The organism is Dyadobacter psychrotolerans, from assembly GCF_004349265.1.
Classification (GTDB): domain Bacteria; phylum Bacteroidota; class Bacteroidia; order Cytophagales; family Spirosomataceae; genus Dyadobacter; species Dyadobacter psychrotolerans.
The window spans coordinates 1-19,394 of record NZ_SMFL01000014.1 but is presented as its reverse complement, the minus strand read 5'-3'; the positions used below and the strand labels follow the sequence as shown (position 1 = coordinate 19,394).

Here is a 19,394-nt window from a genome sequence, read left to right as displayed (position 1 = left end):
ATTGTTACTGTTTTTGGTTGGCATGTTGTAAACTGTCATTTATAAAGGCGCGCTCCAAAGAGTCCAGATAGGTTTCAAAGCGGGCCTTTTTTGCGGCAGACTGATGGGGTCTGATTTGTTCTTGAAAAGGCTTGGAGATTTCTAACAGAAATTCTGCGTTGTCATCGCTGCTAAAAGCAGCACGTGCCAGCAGATAAGTACAGGCAAGAAAACCAATCATTCCGCTGCCGACGAATAGCACTGTAAGCTTTCTACGGCCGAGATCAGACGCTTTTTTGTTTAGATAGTCAGCCAGTTGGCGCTGAGAAGTTAGAAGCGGGGTTGAAAAATTCTTTGAGACCTCTGCTGCGGTTTGTGCGCAGTCAGCATCACTGCTGACTTTAGAAATGGGTACAATATGTTTCATCTTTTTATTGATTTTTGGGCTAACGCCTCTCAATGCTAATATCTTTGTTTTCGAGCGTCGTCCACTTCTCAATCAGAAACCCATGCGGGTTGTTATCACTTCGGGAGACATTGCGAACAAAGCCGGTGGTGACTAGTGTTCGTGAGACGATGCTACTGGGACGGATAATGCGCTGAACAGCGACGCACCTGAAAGGGTAGGGGTAGTCAGCTGTGCTGAACTGCACGCTGTCTATGCGTATCTGCTGGCTGATGTTACCTGAAATAACGGCAGCAAAATAGCCAGATTCTTTTAGGTTATCATACTGCTTTTTAGCTGACTGGTCGGCCAGGTAGAGCGCCTTGGAAAGATTTTCTTCGATGACCTTATCATCGGGATCCAGGGTGAAGAAAAGCTTGTGGAAACTGGCAATATGATCCCGCGCCTCAACGGGAATGTTCTCGCTTCGCTCTGATGCGGAGGCCTCCAAGACCTTTCCACCTGCCAGAATGTAAACTTTCTGATGGGCAGCACTTACGATCTGGTAGCTTTTATATAGCGCATAGCAGCAAAATAAGATGCTACCGGAGATGATCGTCAAGGTGAAAATCCGGATGTGGCCAAATGCAGTTTCAATGTTGCGGGCTTTGGTAAACATGGCTTAAATATTTATAGTGAACTATTTAGCAGGGTTCAATGGCGTTTCCCTGAATTATCTGCCTGAGGCAAATTACTAAGACAGCAAGCCGGTGGCTGTTTTGTTGAATGCAGATGTTGCCCTTCCAAGTAGCGAGTCACTGCCACCAGCTGAAATGATGTGGTTTGCCAGTGAGGGCACCGAGAAGTAGCCCATGATGCCAATGATGAGAAAGATTAGGTAAGAGGCATCATTGGCACTAAAAAAAGTATCGCCTGCCTGACTGATCTGGCGTATATCCAACTCGATCATTTTCTGCTGGACTCTGCCAATGATCGCTCCGAATATATTAGCAACCGGTAGCCAGAGGTAGATGTTGATGTAGCGCGAGATCCACGCCGAGAGTGTATGTTGCAGCCCATCGAAGACTGCGAGCCCGAAGGCAAGCGGACCAATGATGGCCAGCACGATAAGGTAAAAAGTGCGAATGGTGTTAATACACAGCGAGGCAGATTCAAAGATCAGGGTAAGTATTTCACTGATGCCTGCTTTCATTGTATTTTTGAAAGTATAGTATTGCTTGGACATGTAAAATTTGATGTCGTTACCCAAGCCATCCGTAAAATCTTCTGAATAGCCGTCTCCATAGGTATATTTAAGCCATTTCTCACGACTTCCCTGATTGTCATCACCCACGTACATCTGCCAGAAATCAGAGTTTTTAACTGCATCTTCCTTCATTTTTAATAGCGTGGAAATGGCTTTGTCCGAATCGGTGACCATATTTGATGTTCCCTGCACAGTCAGTGAAAGCACTCCATTGATCAAACTAATTACGGATGGGAATATGGCGATGGCAAAACCAAGCGCAAACGGGCGCAGCAGTGGGTAGAAATCGACTGGTTCGGCGTTGGCGATATGTCGCCAAACACGGTTTCCGATGTAAAATAGGGCAGCGAAACCCGCTATGGCCCTTCCGGTGGTGACTAATTTGGAGCAAAGGGGAAACATTTCTTTGTACAGATCTGCAAGTATGCTGTTCAGACCGCGTACATCTTCGGTGTATCCCTGTCCAAAGACAATTCCAGGACAAAGCAGCCAGCAAGATAAAAAGATAGCTATGGTAAATGTGCTTTTCATTTTTGTTTCCGTTAAGGTTTTGGAGTAATCAAAGCGTCAAGTATTCTGGCGTCATTTGTTTGATTGGCACGTTGCGAGGCTAGCAGGGCAGCATTGCTATTGAAGTATCTAACAAAGGTGAGCTTGTCTGAGATCTGCTCGTAAAGATTATCTATTGCTGAGAGCCTTTGATCATCGCTGGCCCTTAACACGTCATCGGTGAGCACCTGGCTTAAAGCGTCAAGGTTATCCAAACTCTCAGAGAGTAATGAGCTGTAAACCTTATCTATATACGCAAGTTCTTTTTTAGAGAAATTTTCATTTTTGGAAAATCCTGCCGAGGCTTTCTGGCAGGCTTGCACCAATTCAATTTGACAACGGATAATATCACCGACACGCTTGTAGTTTTTTATCTGCGGGCTAACCTTCAAAAGCGAATTTAAGAATGTCTGATGCAGTTTAAAATTGCCTTCGGATATATTTTTAATCGTGTTGTAACCTTTAAAAAGAATTTCGTAACCCGCTTTGAGCTCACTGAGAATTTTTCTGAGCTCATTGAGCTTCTCAATATTTAAGATCAACTGCTGCACCTCGGCGGTCTGGGCATGGCAGCTTGGAGATAATGCTGTTATCATTAGCAGCATCAAGATTGTAGTTAACTTTTTCATCTTTTTTTATTTTAAACCCTGCAAAGCCCGGACGTTATCGGTTATTTGTTTAAGCTGTTTTTTTTGTTGGGCCATCAGTCGGACTTCACTGGTAAAATTGATGGCAAATTCATAATTGGTCAGGATTTGCTTGTGGTAAAGACCTATGCGCTGCACACGCTGGCCATCAGAGATAGAAAAGCTACCACTTTTAATTTCCTGATTAAAATCCGAGAGCACCGATCCGGTATCAGAAAGCAGCAGATTAAGTGTCCTGTTGATGTGGCTCACTTGCGATCCAGTGAACATTCCACTGGATCTTATTTCAACAGATAGATTATTGCAGAGTGCAATGGTGTTCTCTGCCAGCTTCGCTGTACCGGTGGCCTGTGCATAGGACACCAATTTAGGTTTTACAATGAGCAGCGAATCAAATCGGTTTTTGTGTAGAGTAAATTCTCGGTTCTTGATGTCTGAGATCAACTCCAAACCAAGTTGCGCAGTCTGGTATCCGTTTTTTGCAAGCTCATAGTAAAGTTTAAAATGCGCGATCTGCTCGATCAGATACTGCTTTTGGGTTTTCTTTTGTCTGATCCACTCCCGGGAGCGTTGCGCGCTGACCGTTTGACTAGTCAACCCCAGCAGTATCAGTAAAATCAGCTTTTTCATATTTTCCTGATTAAATCCGTATTGCTATTGAATTCCGTAAAGCGCTTTGGTGATTTGAGCATCCTGCTGGCTCTTGGCCCGTGAAAGGCTTAGTATGCGGTTGCGGTCATTAAAACTGGTAAGCTCAGAGAAAATCGATTCGGTTTGTCGCGCTGCCTTATCAATGATTTCTAACCGCTCTACATCGCTCATTTGTGTGCTGAACGATTTCACCACAGCTGAAATCAGATCGACACTTTTTACCGTTTCCTGCAGGATTCCGCTGTAAACACGCTGCATCTGCAAACGTTCGGCGGCAGAAAAATGCGCGTCGTTTTCAATGATCTGCCATGCCTTTTGGTACTGCTCAACGATCTGCATTTGTTTTTGTGTGATTTGCTTGACGCGGAAATAGTAGGCGATGACCGATTTGACTTTTTTTAGCTCGTCGTAATACTGCTCGTACAGATCTCTTTGTTTTCCGACCCAATCAGCGATTTCTTTGAGCTTTAATTCTGACATGGCATTTTCCAGCGCTTTTTGGGCATTTTGCAGTTTGATGACCGCGTTTTGTCTTCTTTGAATCATCAAATCAACCGCTTTGACCACTTTTTTTACCGCAGCCTTGATCACCGCAGCCCACGGACCCGCGGCGTGCGCCTGCTGCACCGGACTGAGAAGCACGCAAAAAAACACCACTGAGAAGGTAATCCGTCTAATCATATTTCAAAGAATTTGATGAATGATAAACTACTTACTGTTTTGAATATCTGCTGTCAGCATTTGTATTCCCTTGCTGATACTGCCATATTTTTTAGCGTACTGAGCTACTTTAATTTTTTCTGTTTCCTCAGTGGTGTAGGCATAATACTCACTCGCACTTACCTCGGTACGGTAAACCTTTGAGAGCGTTCCCCCCAGACTGATAAAAACTTCTTTGTATTTTTTGAGCGGATCGTTCGCTTTATTTACTGACAGTACCATTGCTTTCTCTTTTTCTGTCAATCCTAAAAGCTCTTGAATCTGGTCAAATTTGTTCTGATATTTGCTCTGGTCCAAAAGGATTTTACAATCTGAGTTGTTGATAATGGCCTGTTTTACAATGGGTGAGGAGATAATGTCTTCAACTTCCTGTGTGACAACAATGGCCTCACCAAAAAATTTTCTAACCGTCTTGAAGATATACTGGAGATATTCCGCCATACCTTCCTTCGCGATCGCTTTCCAGGCCTCTTCCACCAAAATAATTTTTCTGACTCCTTTTAGTTTTCTCATCTTTGAGATGAAAACTTCCATGATGATGATCGTTACAACCGGAAAGAGAATTGGGTGTGATTTGATTGCATCAAGCTCAAAAACAATAAGACGCTCAGAGAGCAGATCCAGATTTTCGGTGGCATTCAGCAAGTAATCGAACTCGCCGCCCTGGTAGTAAGGCCGCAGCACATAGAGCAGGTTTGCGATATCAAAGTCTCTTTCTGAGACCTTGTCGGTCTTTAAAACCTGGATGTATTCATTACGCAAAAATTCGTAAAAGCTATTGAAGCTTGCCCGCTCACCGTTTCGTGCATTAAGATATTGATAGTACAATGTAATCGCATTGGAAAGCGCTACGTATTCACTTCTTTTGAATTCTTCGGAATCCTTTTTCCAAAGTGCTAAGATCAACGTTTTAATACTTTCTTTTTTTTCCGTATCCAAAATTTCGCCCGGCGCAATAAAAAAGGGATTGAAACGGATCGGATTTGTTTCCTGATAAGTGAAATAATAACCGTCTACCAAATCACAAAGTCCCTGATAGCTGTGGCCCACATCGACGATGACAACGTGTGCACCGTGCTCGTAATAGCTTCGCATCAGGTGGTTAGTGAAAAAGCTCTTTCCACTTCCCGACGGCCCCAGGATAAATTTATTCCGATTGGTGCAAATTCCTTTTTTTATCGGCTCATCTGACAGGTCGACATGCACCGGCTTTCCTGTCAGTCTGTCTCCCAGCCGCAAGCCTACCGGGCTTAGCGAGCTGTGATAGCTTGTTTCCATGTTTAGAAAACAGCATGCTTGCTCGGCGAAGGTATCGATTGTTTCATTCATGGGAAAATCGGCCTGATTGCCAGGCATTCCCGCCCAAAAGATCTGCCCGGCACCGCGCGTTTCCTGTTTGGCAGAAGCGTCCATCTGTGCAAGGGCTGAAGAAACTAGGTTTTTAATCTGTCTGCTCTCTGATTCTGAATCTGACCAAGCCAGCACATTAAAGTGAGCTTTTACCGGCAGACGCTGATCTTTGATGGCCTCATTTAAGAATTCATTGGTCGCATCCAACGCCAGGCTATTTTCACGTGAGTAAAGTGAAAGCGACTGCAGGCGAAGTCTTTTTCTCTCTAATTTTTTGAGCGTCTTTTCTGTATTTTCAATAAAAACATACTGGTTGTATATGTGATTACAGCTCAAAAGCTGGCCAAGCGTTGAGGCGAATCCAATGCTGAATTTGATTTGATCTGTTGAATACTTCTCATAATTTCTGCGGCTGGAACACTGTGCGGGCATTTCCTCCGGGTCGCTGAGCGTATAAAGCTGAGCATGCTTTTCTCCGATTTTAATACCGTCCTTTAGTTGGATATCTCGTATGATGCGCGAAGGATCTGCCATGGAAAGATAACAGTATTGTTCAATTAAGCCCACACTGCGGGCGTTGCTATGTAGCTGCGAGCCGCTAAGCTGGGCTAAGTGGATAAAACCTGAATCTTCCAAAACCTGTTTGAACTGGCCGGCAGAGGTTAAAAATTCCTGCAAAGCCTGATCTGAGAGCGCTTGTTGGGCAACCAATGTGGGACGCAGCAAATTAGATAACACCGAGCTGGAAATTTTTCTGCCAGCAGGCCTTTTGGTGAGCATGATATAGCAGTTATGATCTAAAAAAGGCCTTTCGTTAAAAAAGCGCTCGCTGCTCAGCGAAAGAAAACTGGTATCCTCTTTCTGAAAATCAGCCCGGTAAGTGCTGCTCAGGAAATAATCCTGTTTGTGAAGGATGCTTCCCGGCGGGAGAAGGCGCAATGCCTTTACCCAGCTATTGTGAAAGGCGTGGTAATCTTGGTCGGAAAGAGAGAAGATTTCTGGCAGCTGTGCCTTAAAGACAATGGTGATATCACCCTGTTTGGAAAGAATACAGTCGTGCTGCACATCCAGTATAGGAAACAGATCATCAAATAGTTTTTCCATAATCTTGGCTGTTTATTGTTTATGTTTTGGGTAGAACGATTTTCTGGAATATGATTTAATCACGCTTGGAATATTTCTAGCCGCAAACGCTTTACTTAATCCATGCTCACCGTAGACTGCACTCAGATGGTAAACCAGCGTAAAAAGTACAGCGCCTAAACAAACGATCACAACCAGGCTGATAAGAGTGTGGACATTGGCCAAATACATAAGGGCATAAATGATAAGCAATACGAACATCACTGCGCCCATATACCAGATGTATTGTGCCTTCAGACCTTTGAAGGTAATACTGCGGTTTATCCCTTTGTTAATTTGATAGATGTTGTTTTTCATATTCCCGTACTTCTCGAAAATAAAAGATCCTAACGATATTTATTATACGTTTTAACTTACAGTCCAAAAAAGGATTTTAAAACCGTAGCAACGACTACCAGAAAAATACAGCTTCCAAACCAAGCTGATACATTTTTTCCAGTATCCTGATCCCCTCCGTTCCATTTCTGGAATACTTTAATGGCCCCAACAAGGCCAAGCACTGCGCCGATCGCATACATCAGGTCCGTACCGGTGGCAAAGTAGCCCCTAACCAATGTGTTGGCTTCCTGGATACCAGCTTCACCGCCCTGCGCATTGGCCGCAGCTGCGATGAACAGACCGTTGATCGCTAAGATCCAACGGCGATTAAATGATTGTTTTGTTCTCATTGCTAAAAGATTTATAGTTGTAAAATGATTAGTAAGGTGTTTGCAAAGCCGGCTGGTAGGCTTAACATTTAAAGTTGCTGATTCCAAATCAACACTTTATCATCAGCGCTCAATTGTATCAACCCGTTTTGCTGGCAGGCAGCTTCAATGATCGTGTTGACTGTGAGCATCAGTGGCGGGCTTGATAGATCTGCATAAACTTTCAAATGACTTTTTAACTTTTGCAAAAGCTGTGGATGACTGAACTTCTCTTGTTGAGCAGTGTGAAAAAGATCTGCTAGTTGATCTTCAAGCAGAAGCAGCTGATGTAGCGTCTGCTCATTATACCATACAGGCAAAGTTTGATGATCTTGCTCGTGATCCGGTATCTGATTTGGATTGGGCGGTCCAGTAAGCAGATCTGTGTTAAATCCAGGATCTCGTGGCAATTCTTCGGGCAGGTTCTTAGGATGTGGTGGATTGCGCTTAGATGCAAACCAAGCTATCATATCCTGACGATAAAACTTCAGGCCTACAAAAAGATAGTAGGCTACAAGCAAAGGTGCGACTACCTTCAGGTAATCCGTCCAGGGGTAAAAAGTGGGCATAGTAATGGAGTTTTTCTCAGCAGACAGTAAGAGTCTGGTAGAAACTTAGCACACCGGCTGAGGTTTGTAAATTTGTTGATCTAAATTTACACCGCTGGCTAGGTACAAAAAAGTACAACATTTTTTTGACGCTGTCCGTATGCCTGATATATCTGCAAATGCAGTAGGGAGTTGGAAATCGGCTTGGCAGTTGGAGGCCTGCTTAACGCCCGAAAGGATTTCACCTGGATACTTCTTGCTCACAATAAGACCGTCCAGACAAGTTGGTAACTAAATATCCCTATTAGCTGGTCGGCTTTTTGTGGATTCGGATTTGATTCACCTTGATTTTTTTTATAGGTGCGTTCAGCGTGCCCCTATTTATGAGCCCAAACGCTTCTTAGCCAGCGTCGGGATGGTTTCGAACTTTGCCAAATTTGTAACAGGGTGCTTTTTATCGGCGCTACTATATGTAATTATCAAACAGTCCCTAAAAATCCGCGCAGAGAACTAACAGGGACTGTCTGCTCACTTAAACCAAAGCACCTTCTTTAACCTGATTGGTAAACTCTTTTGATGGTTTAAAAAACGGAATGTTATGCGCTGGAATGATCACGGTCGTATTAAGCGATATATTTCTGGCTGTTTTTTTTGCACGTTGTTTGACGATAAAACTTCCAAAACCGCGCACATATATATTATCCCCTTGACTGACGGAATTTTTAACAGTGATAAAAAACGCTTCCAAGATCTTCTCGACTTCGTCTATCTGTATGCCTGTCTTGTCGGCAATTCTGGAAATAGTTTCTGCTTTTGTCATAATCTTATCCTTTTAATGAATCTGCAAAGTTAAAAGCTTTGAATTAAAACGCATTAAAGGAATCCAGGATATAGTCAGCAGAACTGTGGTAAACCACATAGAAGACATTATCGTGTAATGGCTCAGAACGGTAGGGCGGAGCTGATGGTCGCTTTCAGTGCAGAAAAAACATAAGAGGCCGTCTCAAAAATATTGGGACGGTCTTTTTGATTTTTGACGAATTTGGAGGATATATATTTTCGAAAATGGTGAAGTCCGAGTTTTTTTAGGCTAATTCTTGAGGAGAAGCAGTTTTTTCTTGAGGAGAAGCAGTTTTTACGGCATTTTAGGCCGCCTTCTTTCTAATATTTTGAGCAATTGCAATCAAACCCCATTCTATGGCAACTTTTTCGTTGCCACGAAGCATAAATCTTTTGAACCCATGGTTGTGCTTGATATTTCCAAATATAGGCTCGACATCAAAACATCGTTTCTTTCGATGAGCAATACCATCTTCGCTGTTGAGTAGATTGTGAGCCCGCTTTTTTTGACTTTCTAGCTCTACGTTTACCTGAATGACCCTGTCACCTTTTGACTTATGGCAAGCCCCATTAAGTGGGCAACCGTAACATTTTTTAGCCTTGTATTTCCTGGATGTCTGTATAAAGCCAGTGCTGGTTTTCCTGTGATTATCGCCGATATAATCCATCTGCTGTCCCATAGGGCAGATATAACAATCTTTTTGCTCATTGTAAAATAGCTTATCAGCACTGAACGGATGCTTTTTGCCAAAGTTGGCACTTTGCTGTTTGTCAAACATGCCATACTTCACATAAGCAGTTACACCTTTGCTTTCCAGTAAACTATAATTCTCTTGTGAACCATATCCAGCATCCGCTGTAACTATCTTAGGAGCAGATCCGAAGCTTTTTTCATACTGGGCGATATGGCCGGTTAATGTAGTTGTATCGGTCGGATTGGGGTGTATTGTGTAATTGACTATGTATTGATTAGAGCTCGATATCTGAACATTAAAGGCAGGTTTTAAGGTACCGTTGCGCATATGATCCTCCTTTAACTTCATGAAGGTGGCATCAGTGTCCGTTTTGCTATAGCTATTGCGATCTCCTAAAATTGCCTCCTGCGCTTCATAACGAGCAATATTGGTAGGATAGTTTTTGGTAACATAGTTCAGTTTTGCTTTTAACTTTTTGTCGATATTCTCCTTTTTACTCAGTACTTCATTGAGCTTATTGACAGTATCCTGTACCTTTTCTTTGTCGATGGTAGTAAAATCAGGTGGATCTGGAAGGTCATCTCCGTCATTAGCACTCTGGGCATATTCCCAGATCTGAGTAAGCTGCTTCTTCATCTTCTCTTTATTGGTCTGGATCGCTTTTTTCCAAACAAACGTGTAACGATTGGCATTAGCTTCGATTTTTGTACCGTCGGTATAAACCTCCTCTATGCTTAAAAGCCCTTCATGAGCTAATAACAGAACAACTTCCTCAAATATATTGCGTAAGGCATCCTTTAATCGTACACTTCTAAACCGGTTAATCGTATTGTGATCAGGGAAGTTCATGCCACTTAACCACATAAAGTAAACACTTTCCTTGCAAGACGCTTCCAGTTTCCGGCTGGAATATATGTTGCTCACATAACCGTAAACCACCACTTTGAGTAGCATCTGAGGATGATAACTTGAGGTTCCTTTTGTTTGATAGGCTGCGTGAAGTGGCGCGATATTTATCCTGTTAATCACATCGTTGACAACACGAACAGGATGATCTTCTGGAACTAATTCTTCTAAACTTGGGGGGAGCAGCATAATTTGCTGCTGGTCGTAACGCTTGAAAGTAGGTCGTTTCGAGGACATATCTCAGGTATTTTATATACCTAAAGGTAACAAAATCAAGCGAATATGCAAAAAATTGAATGTACGAAAAATAAAAAATATACTCCTTGATCATAAAAAGAGACTGCCTTTTTGAGACAGCCTCTATGCACTTTACACAAATGAATCCTTCTTTTTACTCAAATTCCTCTTTTACTTTTTGCTGAAGGTTTTTAATGCGGGTGACCAGTAAAACGCACTGCGCAACAGAGATGTGTTCGATGGTATTGATCACAGAGCTTGCAATAATATTTCCCTCGGAATCAGTCTTAGGACCCTTGTCTTTCATTTGGCTGCATATCTGTTCCCATTCATCAGAGAGCTCATCTGAAAAATATTTTGAACTGATAATGTTGAAATAACCTGCCTGGGATTTAAGATAATCTTTGATAAGCGCTGTATCGGTGCTCAGCCCGCTGACAAGCTTGGAGAGCTCGATGTGAACAAAAATGTTTGACTTTTTCATTAACGTTGAGAAGGTAAGGTTTGGAGGATAAATAACAGAATGCTATAAACATCCCATTTTTTAGCAAATGTAAAAAAATCAATGTAAAGATACTTGCTGATAGAAGGCAAATTCCTGAAAGGATTGTCTGACCAAGCGAGCTAAATAGGCCGAAACTTATCAGAAGTCATTACCACTTAAAAAGGCCGGCCGTTGAAGGCCTATTGCCGCATTTCTGATTTGCCAAGCCAACTGACTTTACTGATCTCCTGGAAACACAATATAAGGAGGTCTGAGTATTAAGCAGGCCCTCTGCAAGGAAATATGCTCGTGTAACTTAATGTTGTATAACTTAATTTTAGCTGTCTGTTTAACTTATTATCATTAAAAGTCACTACTGATAAAGCCTGCCTGCCGAAAGCAGATCGTTGAATCACAAGGCGCCACCGCTGAGGTCACCCAGATGCACCGCTTACGCTTGGTAGAGTATAATATCAAAAATCGTTCTTCAAGCTCTTAATAATTAAATTATTGGTTCGAATTTTTAAGGAAATCAAGCGATCGGTAATACCAAACGCTCATTTTCTGACGATAGGAATTGTGGTGGATCAGTCTTAGCTTTTGTTCAATCGTATTTGTAATACCGTAAATCAAATCACATATGTGATTTTCATCATTCTGAAATTTTTGAAGCTCTTGATGGATTTCTTTCGAGCTAAATCTCATCATGGTCCAGCCTGCAGCCTAAAGATTGACATCTTTTTTTCTGCGATGAGAACGGATGCCATCACTTTCAATTACGACCTTGACAGGATTGTCAATTGATCTACCATATAACATAAAACCGATCTCATATTCAATGCCTGAGCAGCTCAAATCGTAAATGTCCTCGATCAGGACCAATTTCGCCGAGTCTGATAACATAAGGTGTGCGATCATCAGGGAACTGATTTATAATTAAAAGAAAGCCTTTTCCAGCTCTTAGCGATCAAGTTTTTCCAAGAATCTGTTTACAGTCCTGAAAGCTTCGGCTTTGCTAAATTCTTCAACAAAGTTGAGATGGTCTGTTTCAAATTTTTGTCTTAGGTCCTGAATTATTGCCCGTAGATCTTCAGGTGCCATGCTATTTGGTTAATGGATTCACTAAGGGTACAAATTGAAATTCTTGAAATCCACTGATGACAACATAAACTTTATCGCTTTCTGTTTCTCTTTTAAACTACTTGGGCCTGTTCTGCTAACATCAGTTTGTTAGCAGATGATGTGGTCATGGAGTTTATTAGTGAATGTATTGTGATGTTAAGGTTTTTTTTACCAACCCTTCAGGCCAGCCGGCGTCACTGTTCGGATCAAAAAATTAATAGTGATAAAATGTTTTATGGTTAAGACGTTGAGGGTTTTCTTCACGGCGGTTTATAATTAGGAAAGGAACTCAGTAGATTTGTTACTTTTTAATAAGATAATCGGAATTTTTCCGATTATCTTATTAAATTTGTACATGGATCTTTTGCAGAGCATACGAGAGGTTTCAAGCCAGCCGTTGACTCATCAACTGCTGAGCTCGCTTTTGAAAGAATATAAGCGCCCCAATGACAAAATTCATGAAATGATTTCAGCAGGACTTATTAATTCCGTCAAAAAAGGGATTTATATGCCCTCGTTGAAGATTACAGATAAACGTACAGAGCCGTTCCTGTTGGCAAATCACATGCTGGGACCAAGCTACGTATCTTTTGATAGTGCATTGTCTTACTATGGCCTGATCCCTGAACGGGTATTTGAAATAGCATCCGCAACGACAAAGGCTTCCCGGCAATTCGATACTGTAATAGGGACTTTCAGCTTTACACGGCTACCGCTGCCATATTTTAGCTTCGGTGTCCGTCAATTACTGATCGCAGACAAGCAAAACATTCTTATTGCATCACCAGAGAAAGCATTGTTTGACAAAGTAATAGCCAAAGGCGGCGTGAAACTGCGAAGTAAAAGTGCGGCCAGTGAATATCTGTTGGATAATTTGAGAATGGATGCAGATTCATTGAAGCAACTGGATGTTCAAACAATGGAAACTTGGCTGGAGGATTCGCCTAAACAGGAAAGTTTGAAAATGGTTATTAAACTGATCAGAGCATTATGATTAAGGATTGGCTTAAAGAGTATCAGCCTTCCAATAAGGATGAGGCAACGCAGGCACTGCGGGAAATTATGCAGGAAGTAGCCCTGGCTGGATTGTACCGAAAAGGTTTTTTTGAAAAGGCTGCTTTTTATGGCGGAACAGCACTTCGGATATTTTACGGATTAGACAGGTACTCAGAGGATCTTGATTTTTCTCTTCTGGAAGTAGATCCTGATTTTTCCATTAACGGATATTTGCCTGCCATCGTGGAAGAGTTCGAGGCGCTGGGCATGCATGTATCAATCAGGGAAAAACAAAAAGCGATTAAAACCAACATAGATTCCGCATTTCTGAAATCTGAAACAATCTGGAAAGAGCTTGTTCTGGAGAGCGTAGTACCCCAGCAGGGCCTTGGGCAAACAGCCAGTATCAAGGTTAAGCTTGAAGTGGACACGGTGCCGCCACTAGATTTTCAAACAGAGGAAAAGCTACTGCTCAAACCATTTTCCTTTTATGTAAAGTGTTTCAGCATCTCAGATCTGTTCGCAGGGAAGATGCATGCTTTACTTTTCAGGAAGTGGAAAGACAACGTTAAGGGGCGTGACTGGTATGATATGGAATGGTATATCCGCAAGGGAATCGCATTGGATCTTACGCACTTTGTGTCAAGGGCCAAAGACAGCGGTGACTGGGACGAAGAAACGATAAGCCCAGCAGCATTTCAGGATTTAATACATGCCAAAATCGACCATGTAAACTTCACTAGGATAAAGGATGATATCCGTCGATTTATACCGGATGCCCGTGTTTTGGATATCTGGAATGCGCAATATTTTCATGATCTTACTATGCAGATTAAAATCGATTCGCAGTAGACAGTCCTCCTGGGCCAGCAAGAAAGAAATGGTACAGGGGATTTTTGAAAGTATCTTAACTATCTCTGTTCACTTGCCGGTTTGGCGTAGCAGATATGCAAGTGCAGTTTGTCTGGCGGCTGTATTCTGTTTATTGACGGCCATAGCCAGTGCTTTTCTGGTCCCAACAAAAACCACCAGTTTTTTCGCTCTTGTAACTCCGGTGTAAATTAGATTTCGGAATAGCATGCCAAAATGCTGGGTGACCAAAGGAATGATAACGGTTTCAAATTCACTGCCCTGGGATTTATGGATGGTAATGGCATAGGCCAGGTCCAGCTCCAGCAGGTTTTCCCTGGAATAAATAACCTCCTTGACCTGCCTGCCGGCCTTGAATTGTACACCGAGCTGCATCACCTCATTATCAACGTGGGAAATTACACCAATATCGCCATTAAAGACGTTCAGATCGTAGTTGTTGCGCTTTTGAATTACACGATCTCCATCCCGGAAAATACGTCCTGCGACGGTAAGCTGAGCTTTTCCTGTGCCAGACGGATTAATCTTTTCTTGAATTGCCTTGTTTAAATTTGCCGTCCCAAGGGACCCTTTAGTCATTGGGGACAGAATTTGTATTTCTGTTTCGTTCCCATAGTATTTGGGAATGATTCCCTGATATAGCTTTTCCACCATATCTACAGCAGCATATCCATAACGTAAAGAGGACCACGGATGAACACGGCCCAGTACTTCTTTCAATTCGTCCGTTTGTGTACGCGCCTGCATCAAAGCTTCCAGATCCACGTGGCTGAATTTTGCAGGAATAACCAAACGATTATCGTGCTGGTAAGGATCTAAGTCAGTATTTTCAGCGCCAGGTTTACTAACTGTTTCAGCAGCCAGACGCTTTACCTTGGATATAAACCGGAGCTGCTCTGTGGTAGCTTCTTCGGAATCTATGAAAAGGCAATCCTTTTTTTCCTTCCAGGCCCCAGGCATATGAAACGGAGAGGTGATCCGGGGCACTTCGCCTCGGTTGATCTGATGCGCATAAGAAATAATTAAGGATTCCTGCGCCTGCCGAAATACTTTAGTCAGCCTCAGGCAGGGAATGGTCTGAGAAGCAATGATATCTTTCAGTACATTGCCCGCCCCAACAGCCGGCAGCTGGTCTGCGTCACCGATCAGCACGAGTTGCGTATGATCAGCTACCGCCCGAAGCAAGGCGGCTGTCAGATGCACATCAAGCATCGAACATTCGTCGACAATCAATACATCGGTTTCAAGCGGGTTATCTTCTTTTCTTTTGAAACCTCCTTTAACCGGGTCTACTTCCAACAATCTGTGTATGGTCTTTGCTTCCAGGTCAATGACCTCACTCATACGCTGTGCCGCCCGGCCGGTAGGTGCGGCCAGCAGTACCTCCTTATTCATCATCTGAAGTACACCGACCAAAGCCCTGGTGGTAGTGGTCTTGCCACAGCCTGGCCCACCAGTAAGGACAGAAACCCGTTCACGGGCTATCTTCTGAATACTTTGACTTTGCTGTTCGCTTAAAGTAATCTCGTGCTGTTCACAAAAACCAGCCAGCTCCTTTTCAAGGTTTTTCTCACGATCTGAAAGCGGTCTGCTGACCATTTGTTGAAGCCGGGTGGCAATGTACTGCTCATCGTAGTACAATGAATGCGCATAGTAACAGAGTTGTTCTTTTCCCTGCTGGTCGGGCAGTAGTCTGGTTTTAAGCTCTTCGTTTTTTTGAAGTTCATGTAGCATCACTTCAACGGGGGCTGAGTCAGTCAAAGACAACAATTCCGTTACTGCGGGCAGGATCTGGTCCAAGGTCAGATAGCAGTGTCCCTCTTCACGCGCATTTTGCAGAACATGCTCTATGCCCGCCTTGATACGTTCCGGCGAGTCAGCGGCCAGGCCTAAACTAAGCGCTACCTGATCAGCAGATAAAAACCCAATTCCGTATATATCAGCAGCCAGCCGGTAGGGATTGTTCTGGACAATCCCGATTGCATCATTACCGTAGACCTTATAAATTTTGACCGCAAACAGCGTGGAAATGTTATGTGACTGCAAAAACATCATCACATTCCGGATCTCCTTATGTTCAGTCCATGCTTTGCTGATCATTTCCAGTTTCAAAAGCGCAATGCCCTCTACCTGTGTGAGGCTTTCGATGTTGTTTTCAAATACATCCAGTGTCTTTTCTCCAAAATGCTTCACAATTCTTTTAGCCGTCACCGGGCCCACTCCTTTGATCAGTCCTGAGCCGAGATATTTTTCAAGAGCGTTCGCAGTCGCGGGCTTTCGCTCAGTAATTCTACTGGCTTTGAACTGGAGTCCGTAACTTGGATGTGTAACCCATTCGCCGTAGAAATCCATTGTGGCCCCGGCAAAAACTTTTGACTGATGCACAACAACCGTGAGTTCCTCGTTTGGTCTTTGCGCACTAGCTACTTTCAGTATTGAATAGCCGGTTTCCAAACTATGGAACGTGATGCGTATTACAATACCTGAGAGTTTTTCGAGTTGAGTTGTCGTTGAGTAGTCTGTCGCGGCCATATTCCTAGATTCTTATATCCAAAGATATGTACAATAACGGTCTGTGAGCCAATTTCAGGAATTTCCATTCCCCGGCTTGCAGTGACAGTCTGAGTTTTTTAACGTTTAAAATTATCATCGACAAATTAAGCGTGGAGAATTCGGATGGCTTGACCATGTGATTCCGTGGCAGATGGGCCACCAACAGACTATTGTTCATGAGTAATTAAAGGAATATAAATCAATGATTTACAATGGACAATTTCGACCGAAACGACATGTCCTTAATTTCCGAATTGTGGTGATCTGTGGCTCCGAATTCTCCATTATGCTGACTGAAATTAATACCCAACTAAAGAAACAGCCGTCCGGGCAGTTGCTAACCGCTCAAATCAATGGTTTAAAAAAGAATATTGAAACCATTTCGCAGCAATCCCAGGTCAGGCACCACCACCATTTTGACCTGCAATCCAGGGGTTTTATTATTTCTCAGCCGCGATTCTGTTGATTGTAGCTGCCATTAGTGTCGGCATTGCCGTCAGAAACAGGGGTGAAAACAACCGGCTCATGCGATGGATGTTAAATACCGGATGATCCGGCAGATCAATCAACAGATTGCTGCCTGGACGGATAGCATATATTACCAGAATCCGGAGCTGGCAGAGCAGGAAACAGAAAAACGGGAAGCGCATGAGTTGGTCGTAAAGGATGCGGAAGCACTTTTAAAGCAGAAACAGCAGAGGACTAAAAATGCTCAGAATCTCCTCAAAAAACTTAAAAAGGATTGATTCGGATCTTTGTTGCTCAATAATGCCTTTTATTGATCTAAATGGACGCGTTGGGCAGCAAAAGTTTATTAAAGTTCGTGTTTGGTAGGAATTGTTAACCTTTGGCCGTATTAATCTTTCAGAAATTGGATATATGTATTTCTGAATGAGACTAAGCGTAAGTCACAATTCTAATTATTGGCCTTTTTTTCTTAGCAATTCCATCAAAGTATCGGCTGTATTATCAAGTCCAACTTTCCGGAAGTTTTCAAGTACCTGTAAAACGGTGAGTGGAGGGTTTCTCAAATATGATACCTGGTTTTTGAAAGCTTGGAGTGCTGTTTCTGGATTCAAACGGATCACATTGGTTATAAATTCATCAGGATGGTGCGCTTCGATTCCAAACTGATCAAGATACTCTTTCGGAAAATCTTTAAGATTTGCGGTAACAACCACGTCGGCTTTGCAGCGTATAGCAGCTGCCAGAATATGCCTATCATCGGAGTCGGGTAGATTTATGGCTTTGATTAACGTAGCATAGCCAGAAACATTTGCGTCAGGGAATGCCCGGAACATTGCATCCACAGTCTTTTGTAACTGACCCTTTGATAGCTCAGGCCTATTTATCAGAAGGTTTCTGGTCCATTCATCGTGGATTTGATCTGTCCATTTCGGAATAAACAAACCAACGTCTGCTAAGTTTAGTAACAAATCTCTAATTGGCGCCGGATACAAAACACAAGCATCGAGAATAGCAACAAACCGGGATGAAGAAATCATTCGTAACCCAGATTTAGGTCCTGAGCCTGCTGAGCCAAAAACTCCAGGCTGCTTTTTCTTACTTGCTTTTGCTCCGTATCATAAGCCAGTAATGCGTCTAACGAAATTCTTCTATGAGTGCCGACCTTTTTAAACGGGATTACACCTGTTTCAAGAAGCTTTATTATATGTGGTCTGGACACATTCAGCATATCCGCCGCCTGCTGGGTACTTAATTCAGAGTCAGATGGGATCAAAGAAATTGTTTTCCCTTCCGCCATGCTTGATAAAATCTGCGAAAGAAACTCGAGTGCTCTTAGGGGAATAGTAAAGACTTCACTATTCTCTTCTATCTGAATATGTACAGTATCTGATTTGCGGCTAGCTACTGCCGCAGAAAAGTTGAATAGTGATTCACCTGCCATTTTTTGTTCTCGGCGAGTTGGCTTGCTCAATACTGCTCCCATCTTTATTTCATTTTTATTCAAAGATACTAAACGAAATAAACGAAACGAAAATTGTTTGAATTATAATTTACAAACGATATGGATATGGTGCTCATAAGTATTGCTTTACTGTTTCCAGGGATGCATCAACCAGGATGTCTGGGAAATTCGTTCTTTGTTCGCAAACAAAGAACAAGGCTACTGTCGTAGTAAAAAGGCGTAGGATACTTTTGAGAACTTAGATGATAGCCGAAGCGTCGCTTCTTTCCTTATATGGAGAATTCGGATGGCTTGACCATGTGATTCCGTGGCAGATAGGCCACCAACAGACTATTGTTCATGAGTAATTAAAGGAATATAAATCAATTATTTACAATGGACAATTTCGACCGAAACGACATGTCCTTAATTTCCGAATTGTGGTGATCTGTGGCTCCGAATTCTCCAAATTAAGCGGCCTCAACAAGCTATTTTTATAACAGATATTGCTGGCTATGAAGAGCACCTTTTAAATAGGATTGCAATGAAGATCTTTAATTGACGTGGTTCACTTTCGGTTTACACTTTTCGCAGGTTAGTTAAATAATTACCACTGAAATATCATCCTGTTTTTTTGTAATACAAGTTTTCAAAGGCTACTGGATTTAAATAATTTAACCCGGAATGTAACCTTCGGATATTGTAATATCCATCGATGTATTCGAATAAAACAGTTGTTAGGTTTTCAACACTTTCATAACCTCCCTTAGGCATTTCTAATTCCGCCTTGAGTCGGCTCCAAAGAGATTCAGCCCAGGCGTTATCATAAGGATCGTCAGCGCGTGACATACTCTGTT

Annotated in this window: 21 protein-coding genes; 3 read left to right on the top strand and 18 right to left on the bottom strand. The window is 42.6% G+C overall.

Annotation, left to right across the window (positions count from 1 at the left end):
- Positions 1 to 4 precede the first annotated feature (4 nt).
- The 14 genes from E0F88_RS27015 to E0F88_RS26950 form a co-directional block, all read right to left on the bottom strand.
- Positions 5 to 406, bottom strand: coding sequence for a hypothetical protein (locus E0F88_RS27015; RefSeq protein ID WP_131961420.1), 402 nt, complete (start codon positions 404 to 406; stop codon positions 5 to 7).
- 19 nt (positions 407 to 425) lie between these two features.
- Complete coding sequence (traK, locus tag E0F88_RS27010) at positions 426 to 1,043, bottom strand: conjugative transposon protein TraK (protein WP_131961418.1); 618 nt, start codon at positions 1,041 to 1,043, stop codon at positions 426 to 428.
- A 75-nt stretch (positions 1,044 to 1,118) separates the two neighbouring features.
- Positions 1,119 to 2,162: a conjugative transposon protein TraJ gene (traJ, locus tag E0F88_RS27005; protein ID WP_131961417.1), complete on the bottom strand. Its 1,044-nt coding sequence runs from the start codon at positions 2,160 to 2,162 to the stop codon at positions 1,119 to 1,121.
- 11 nt (positions 2,163 to 2,173) lie between these two features.
- On the bottom strand, positions 2,174 to 2,809 hold the full coding sequence (locus tag E0F88_RS27000; RefSeq protein ID WP_165940164.1) for a TerB family tellurite resistance protein: 636 nt from the start codon (positions 2,807 to 2,809) through the stop codon (positions 2,174 to 2,176).
- A 6-nt stretch (positions 2,810 to 2,815) separates the two neighbouring features.
- A complete protein-coding gene (locus tag E0F88_RS26995) occupies positions 2,816 to 3,457 on the bottom strand; it encodes a hypothetical protein (RefSeq protein ID WP_131961416.1) in 642 nt (213 codons plus the stop codon).
- Between the two features lie 24 nt (positions 3,458 to 3,481).
- Entirely contained in the window at positions 3,482 to 4,159 is a 678-nt protein-coding gene (locus E0F88_RS26990; RefSeq protein WP_131961414.1) for a conjugal transfer protein TraI, read from the bottom strand.
- 27 nt (positions 4,160 to 4,186) lie between these two features.
- A complete protein-coding gene (locus E0F88_RS26985; protein WP_131961412.1) occupies positions 4,187 to 6,652 on the bottom strand; it encodes a TraG family conjugative transposon ATPase in 2,466 nt (821 codons plus the stop codon).
- A 12-nt stretch (positions 6,653 to 6,664) separates the two neighbouring features.
- Complete coding sequence (locus E0F88_RS26980; RefSeq protein WP_131961411.1) at positions 6,665 to 6,988, bottom strand: DUF4133 domain-containing protein; 324 nt, start codon at positions 6,986 to 6,988, stop codon at positions 6,665 to 6,667.
- Positions 6,989 to 7,044: 56 nt separating this feature from the next.
- A complete protein-coding gene (locus tag E0F88_RS26975; protein WP_131961410.1) occupies positions 7,045 to 7,359 on the bottom strand; it encodes a DUF4134 domain-containing protein in 315 nt (104 codons plus the stop codon).
- 68 nt (positions 7,360 to 7,427) lie between these two features.
- A complete protein-coding gene (locus E0F88_RS26970) occupies positions 7,428 to 7,946 on the bottom strand; it encodes a hypothetical protein (protein ID WP_131961409.1) in 519 nt (172 codons plus the stop codon).
- A 511-nt stretch (positions 7,947 to 8,457) separates the two neighbouring features.
- On the bottom strand, positions 8,458 to 8,745 hold the full coding sequence (locus E0F88_RS26965; RefSeq protein ID WP_131961407.1) for an HU family DNA-binding protein: 288 nt from the start codon (positions 8,743 to 8,745) through the stop codon (positions 8,458 to 8,460).
- Positions 8,746 to 9,070: 325 nt separating this feature from the next.
- Complete coding sequence (locus tag E0F88_RS26960) at positions 9,071 to 10,603, bottom strand: IS1182 family transposase (protein ID WP_131961405.1); 1,533 nt, start codon at positions 10,601 to 10,603, stop codon at positions 9,071 to 9,073.
- 154 nt (positions 10,604 to 10,757) lie between these two features.
- Positions 10,758 to 11,087 (bottom strand): hypothetical protein, encoded by a 330-nt coding sequence (locus E0F88_RS26955; RefSeq protein ID WP_131961403.1) that lies wholly within the window; start codon positions 11,085 to 11,087, stop codon positions 10,758 to 10,760.
- 723 nt (positions 11,088 to 11,810) lie between these two features.
- Complete coding sequence (locus tag E0F88_RS26950; protein ID WP_131961402.1) at positions 11,811 to 12,005, bottom strand: hypothetical protein; 195 nt, start codon at positions 12,003 to 12,005, stop codon at positions 11,811 to 11,813.
- A 559-nt stretch (positions 12,006 to 12,564) separates the two neighbouring features.
- On the opposite strand from E0F88_RS26950, the gene E0F88_RS26945 reads away from it, so the two are divergent.
- On the top strand, positions 12,565 to 13,203 hold the full coding sequence (locus E0F88_RS26945) for a type IV toxin-antitoxin system AbiEi family antitoxin domain-containing protein (protein WP_131961401.1): 639 nt from the start codon (positions 12,565 to 12,567) through the stop codon (positions 13,201 to 13,203).
- Entirely contained in the window at positions 13,200 to 14,057 is an 858-nt protein-coding gene (locus E0F88_RS26940; RefSeq protein ID WP_131961400.1) for a nucleotidyl transferase AbiEii/AbiGii toxin family protein, read from the top strand. The genes E0F88_RS26945 and E0F88_RS26940 overlap by 4 nt, the downstream gene beginning before the upstream one ends.
- Positions 14,058 to 14,126: 69 nt before the next feature.
- Here the strand turns inward: E0F88_RS26940 and recD2 are convergent, their stop codons facing one another.
- Positions 14,127 to 16,607: an SF1B family DNA helicase RecD2 gene (gene recD2 / locus E0F88_RS26935; RefSeq protein ID WP_131961398.1), complete on the bottom strand. Its 2,481-nt coding sequence runs from the start codon at positions 16,605 to 16,607 to the stop codon at positions 14,127 to 14,129.
- A 551-nt stretch (positions 16,608 to 17,158) separates the two neighbouring features.
- Between recD2 and E0F88_RS26930 the strand changes: the two genes are divergently transcribed.
- Entirely contained in the window at positions 17,159 to 17,374 is a 216-nt protein-coding gene (locus E0F88_RS26930; protein WP_131961396.1) for a hypothetical protein, read from the top strand.
- A gap of 174 nt (positions 17,375 to 17,548) precedes the next feature.
- On the opposite strand, the gene E0F88_RS26925 is transcribed toward E0F88_RS26930, so the two are convergent.
- The 3 genes from E0F88_RS26925 to E0F88_RS26915 form a co-directional block, all read right to left on the bottom strand.
- The gene (locus tag E0F88_RS26925; protein ID WP_131961395.1) at positions 17,549 to 18,133 is read right to left on the bottom strand and encodes a PIN domain-containing protein; all 585 of its coding nucleotides are present in this window, start codon (positions 18,131 to 18,133) and stop codon (positions 17,549 to 17,551) included.
- Complete coding sequence (locus E0F88_RS26920; RefSeq protein ID WP_220466389.1) at positions 18,130 to 18,579, bottom strand: helix-turn-helix domain-containing protein; 450 nt, start codon at positions 18,577 to 18,579, stop codon at positions 18,130 to 18,132. The genes E0F88_RS26925 and E0F88_RS26920 overlap by 4 nt, the downstream gene beginning before the upstream one ends.
- 579 nt (positions 18,580 to 19,158) lie before the next feature.
- A partial coding sequence (locus E0F88_RS26915) for an integrase core domain-containing protein (protein WP_165940047.1) occupies positions 19,159 to 19,394 on the bottom strand: 236 nt, incomplete at its 5' end.

Coding starts and splice junctions, on each gene's coding strand:
- E0F88_RS26995 (WP_131961416.1), bottom strand. CDS start 3,457: ATGAAAAAGCTGATTTTACTGATACTGCTGGGGTTGACTAGTCAAACG.
- E0F88_RS26970 (WP_131961409.1), bottom strand. CDS start 7,946: ATGCCCACTTTTTACCCCTGGACGGATTACCTGAAGGTAGTCGCACCT.
- E0F88_RS27000 (WP_165940164.1), bottom strand. CDS start 2,809: ATGAAAAAGTTAACTACAATCTTGATGCTGCTAATGATAACAGCATTA.
- E0F88_RS26960 (WP_131961405.1), bottom strand. CDS start 10,603: ATGTCCTCGAAACGACCTACTTTCAAGCGTTACGACCAGCAGCAAATT.
- traK (WP_131961418.1), bottom strand. CDS start 1,043: ATGTTTACCAAAGCCCGCAACATTGAAACTGCATTTGGCCACATCCGG.
- E0F88_RS26930 (WP_131961396.1), top strand. CDS start 17,159: ATGGATGTTAAATACCGGATGATCCGGCAGATCAATCAACAGATTGCT.
- E0F88_RS26940 (WP_131961400.1), top strand. CDS start 13,200: ATGATTAAGGATTGGCTTAAAGAGTATCAGCCTTCCAATAAGGATGAG.
- traJ (WP_131961417.1), bottom strand. CDS start 2,162: ATGAAAAGCACATTTACCATAGCTATCTTTTTATCTTGCTGGCTGCTT.
- E0F88_RS26955 (WP_131961403.1), bottom strand. CDS start 11,087: ATGAAAAAGTCAAACATTTTTGTTCACATCGAGCTCTCCAAGCTTGTC.
- E0F88_RS26990 (WP_131961414.1), bottom strand. CDS start 4,159: ATGATTAGACGGATTACCTTCTCAGTGGTGTTTTTTTGCGTGCTTCTC.
- E0F88_RS26920 (WP_220466389.1), bottom strand. CDS start 18,579: ATGGGAGCAGTATTGAGCAAGCCAACTCGCCGAGAACAAAAAATGGCA.
- E0F88_RS27015 (WP_131961420.1), bottom strand. CDS start 406: ATGAAACATATTGTACCCATTTCTAAAGTCAGCAGTGATGCTGACTGC.
- E0F88_RS26985 (WP_131961412.1), bottom strand. CDS start 6,652: ATGGAAAAACTATTTGATGATCTGTTTCCTATACTGGATGTGCAGCAC.
- E0F88_RS26950 (WP_131961402.1), bottom strand. CDS start 12,005: ATGATCGCACACCTTATGTTATCAGACTCGGCGAAATTGGTCCTGATC.
- E0F88_RS26965 (WP_131961407.1), bottom strand. CDS start 8,745: ATGACAAAAGCAGAAACTATTTCCAGAATTGCCGACAAGACAGGCATA.
- E0F88_RS26925 (WP_131961395.1), bottom strand. CDS start 18,133: ATGATTTCTTCATCCCGGTTTGTTGCTATTCTCGATGCTTGTGTTTTG.
- E0F88_RS26945 (WP_131961401.1), top strand. CDS start 12,565: ATGGATCTTTTGCAGAGCATACGAGAGGTTTCAAGCCAGCCGTTGACT.
- recD2 (WP_131961398.1), bottom strand. CDS start 16,607: ATGGCCGCGACAGACTACTCAACGACAACTCAACTCGAAAAACTCTCA.
- E0F88_RS26975 (WP_131961410.1), bottom strand. CDS start 7,359: ATGAGAACAAAACAATCATTTAATCGCCGTTGGATCTTAGCGATCAAC.
- E0F88_RS26980 (WP_131961411.1), bottom strand. CDS start 6,988: ATGAAAAACAACATCTATCAAATTAACAAAGGGATAAACCGCAGTATT.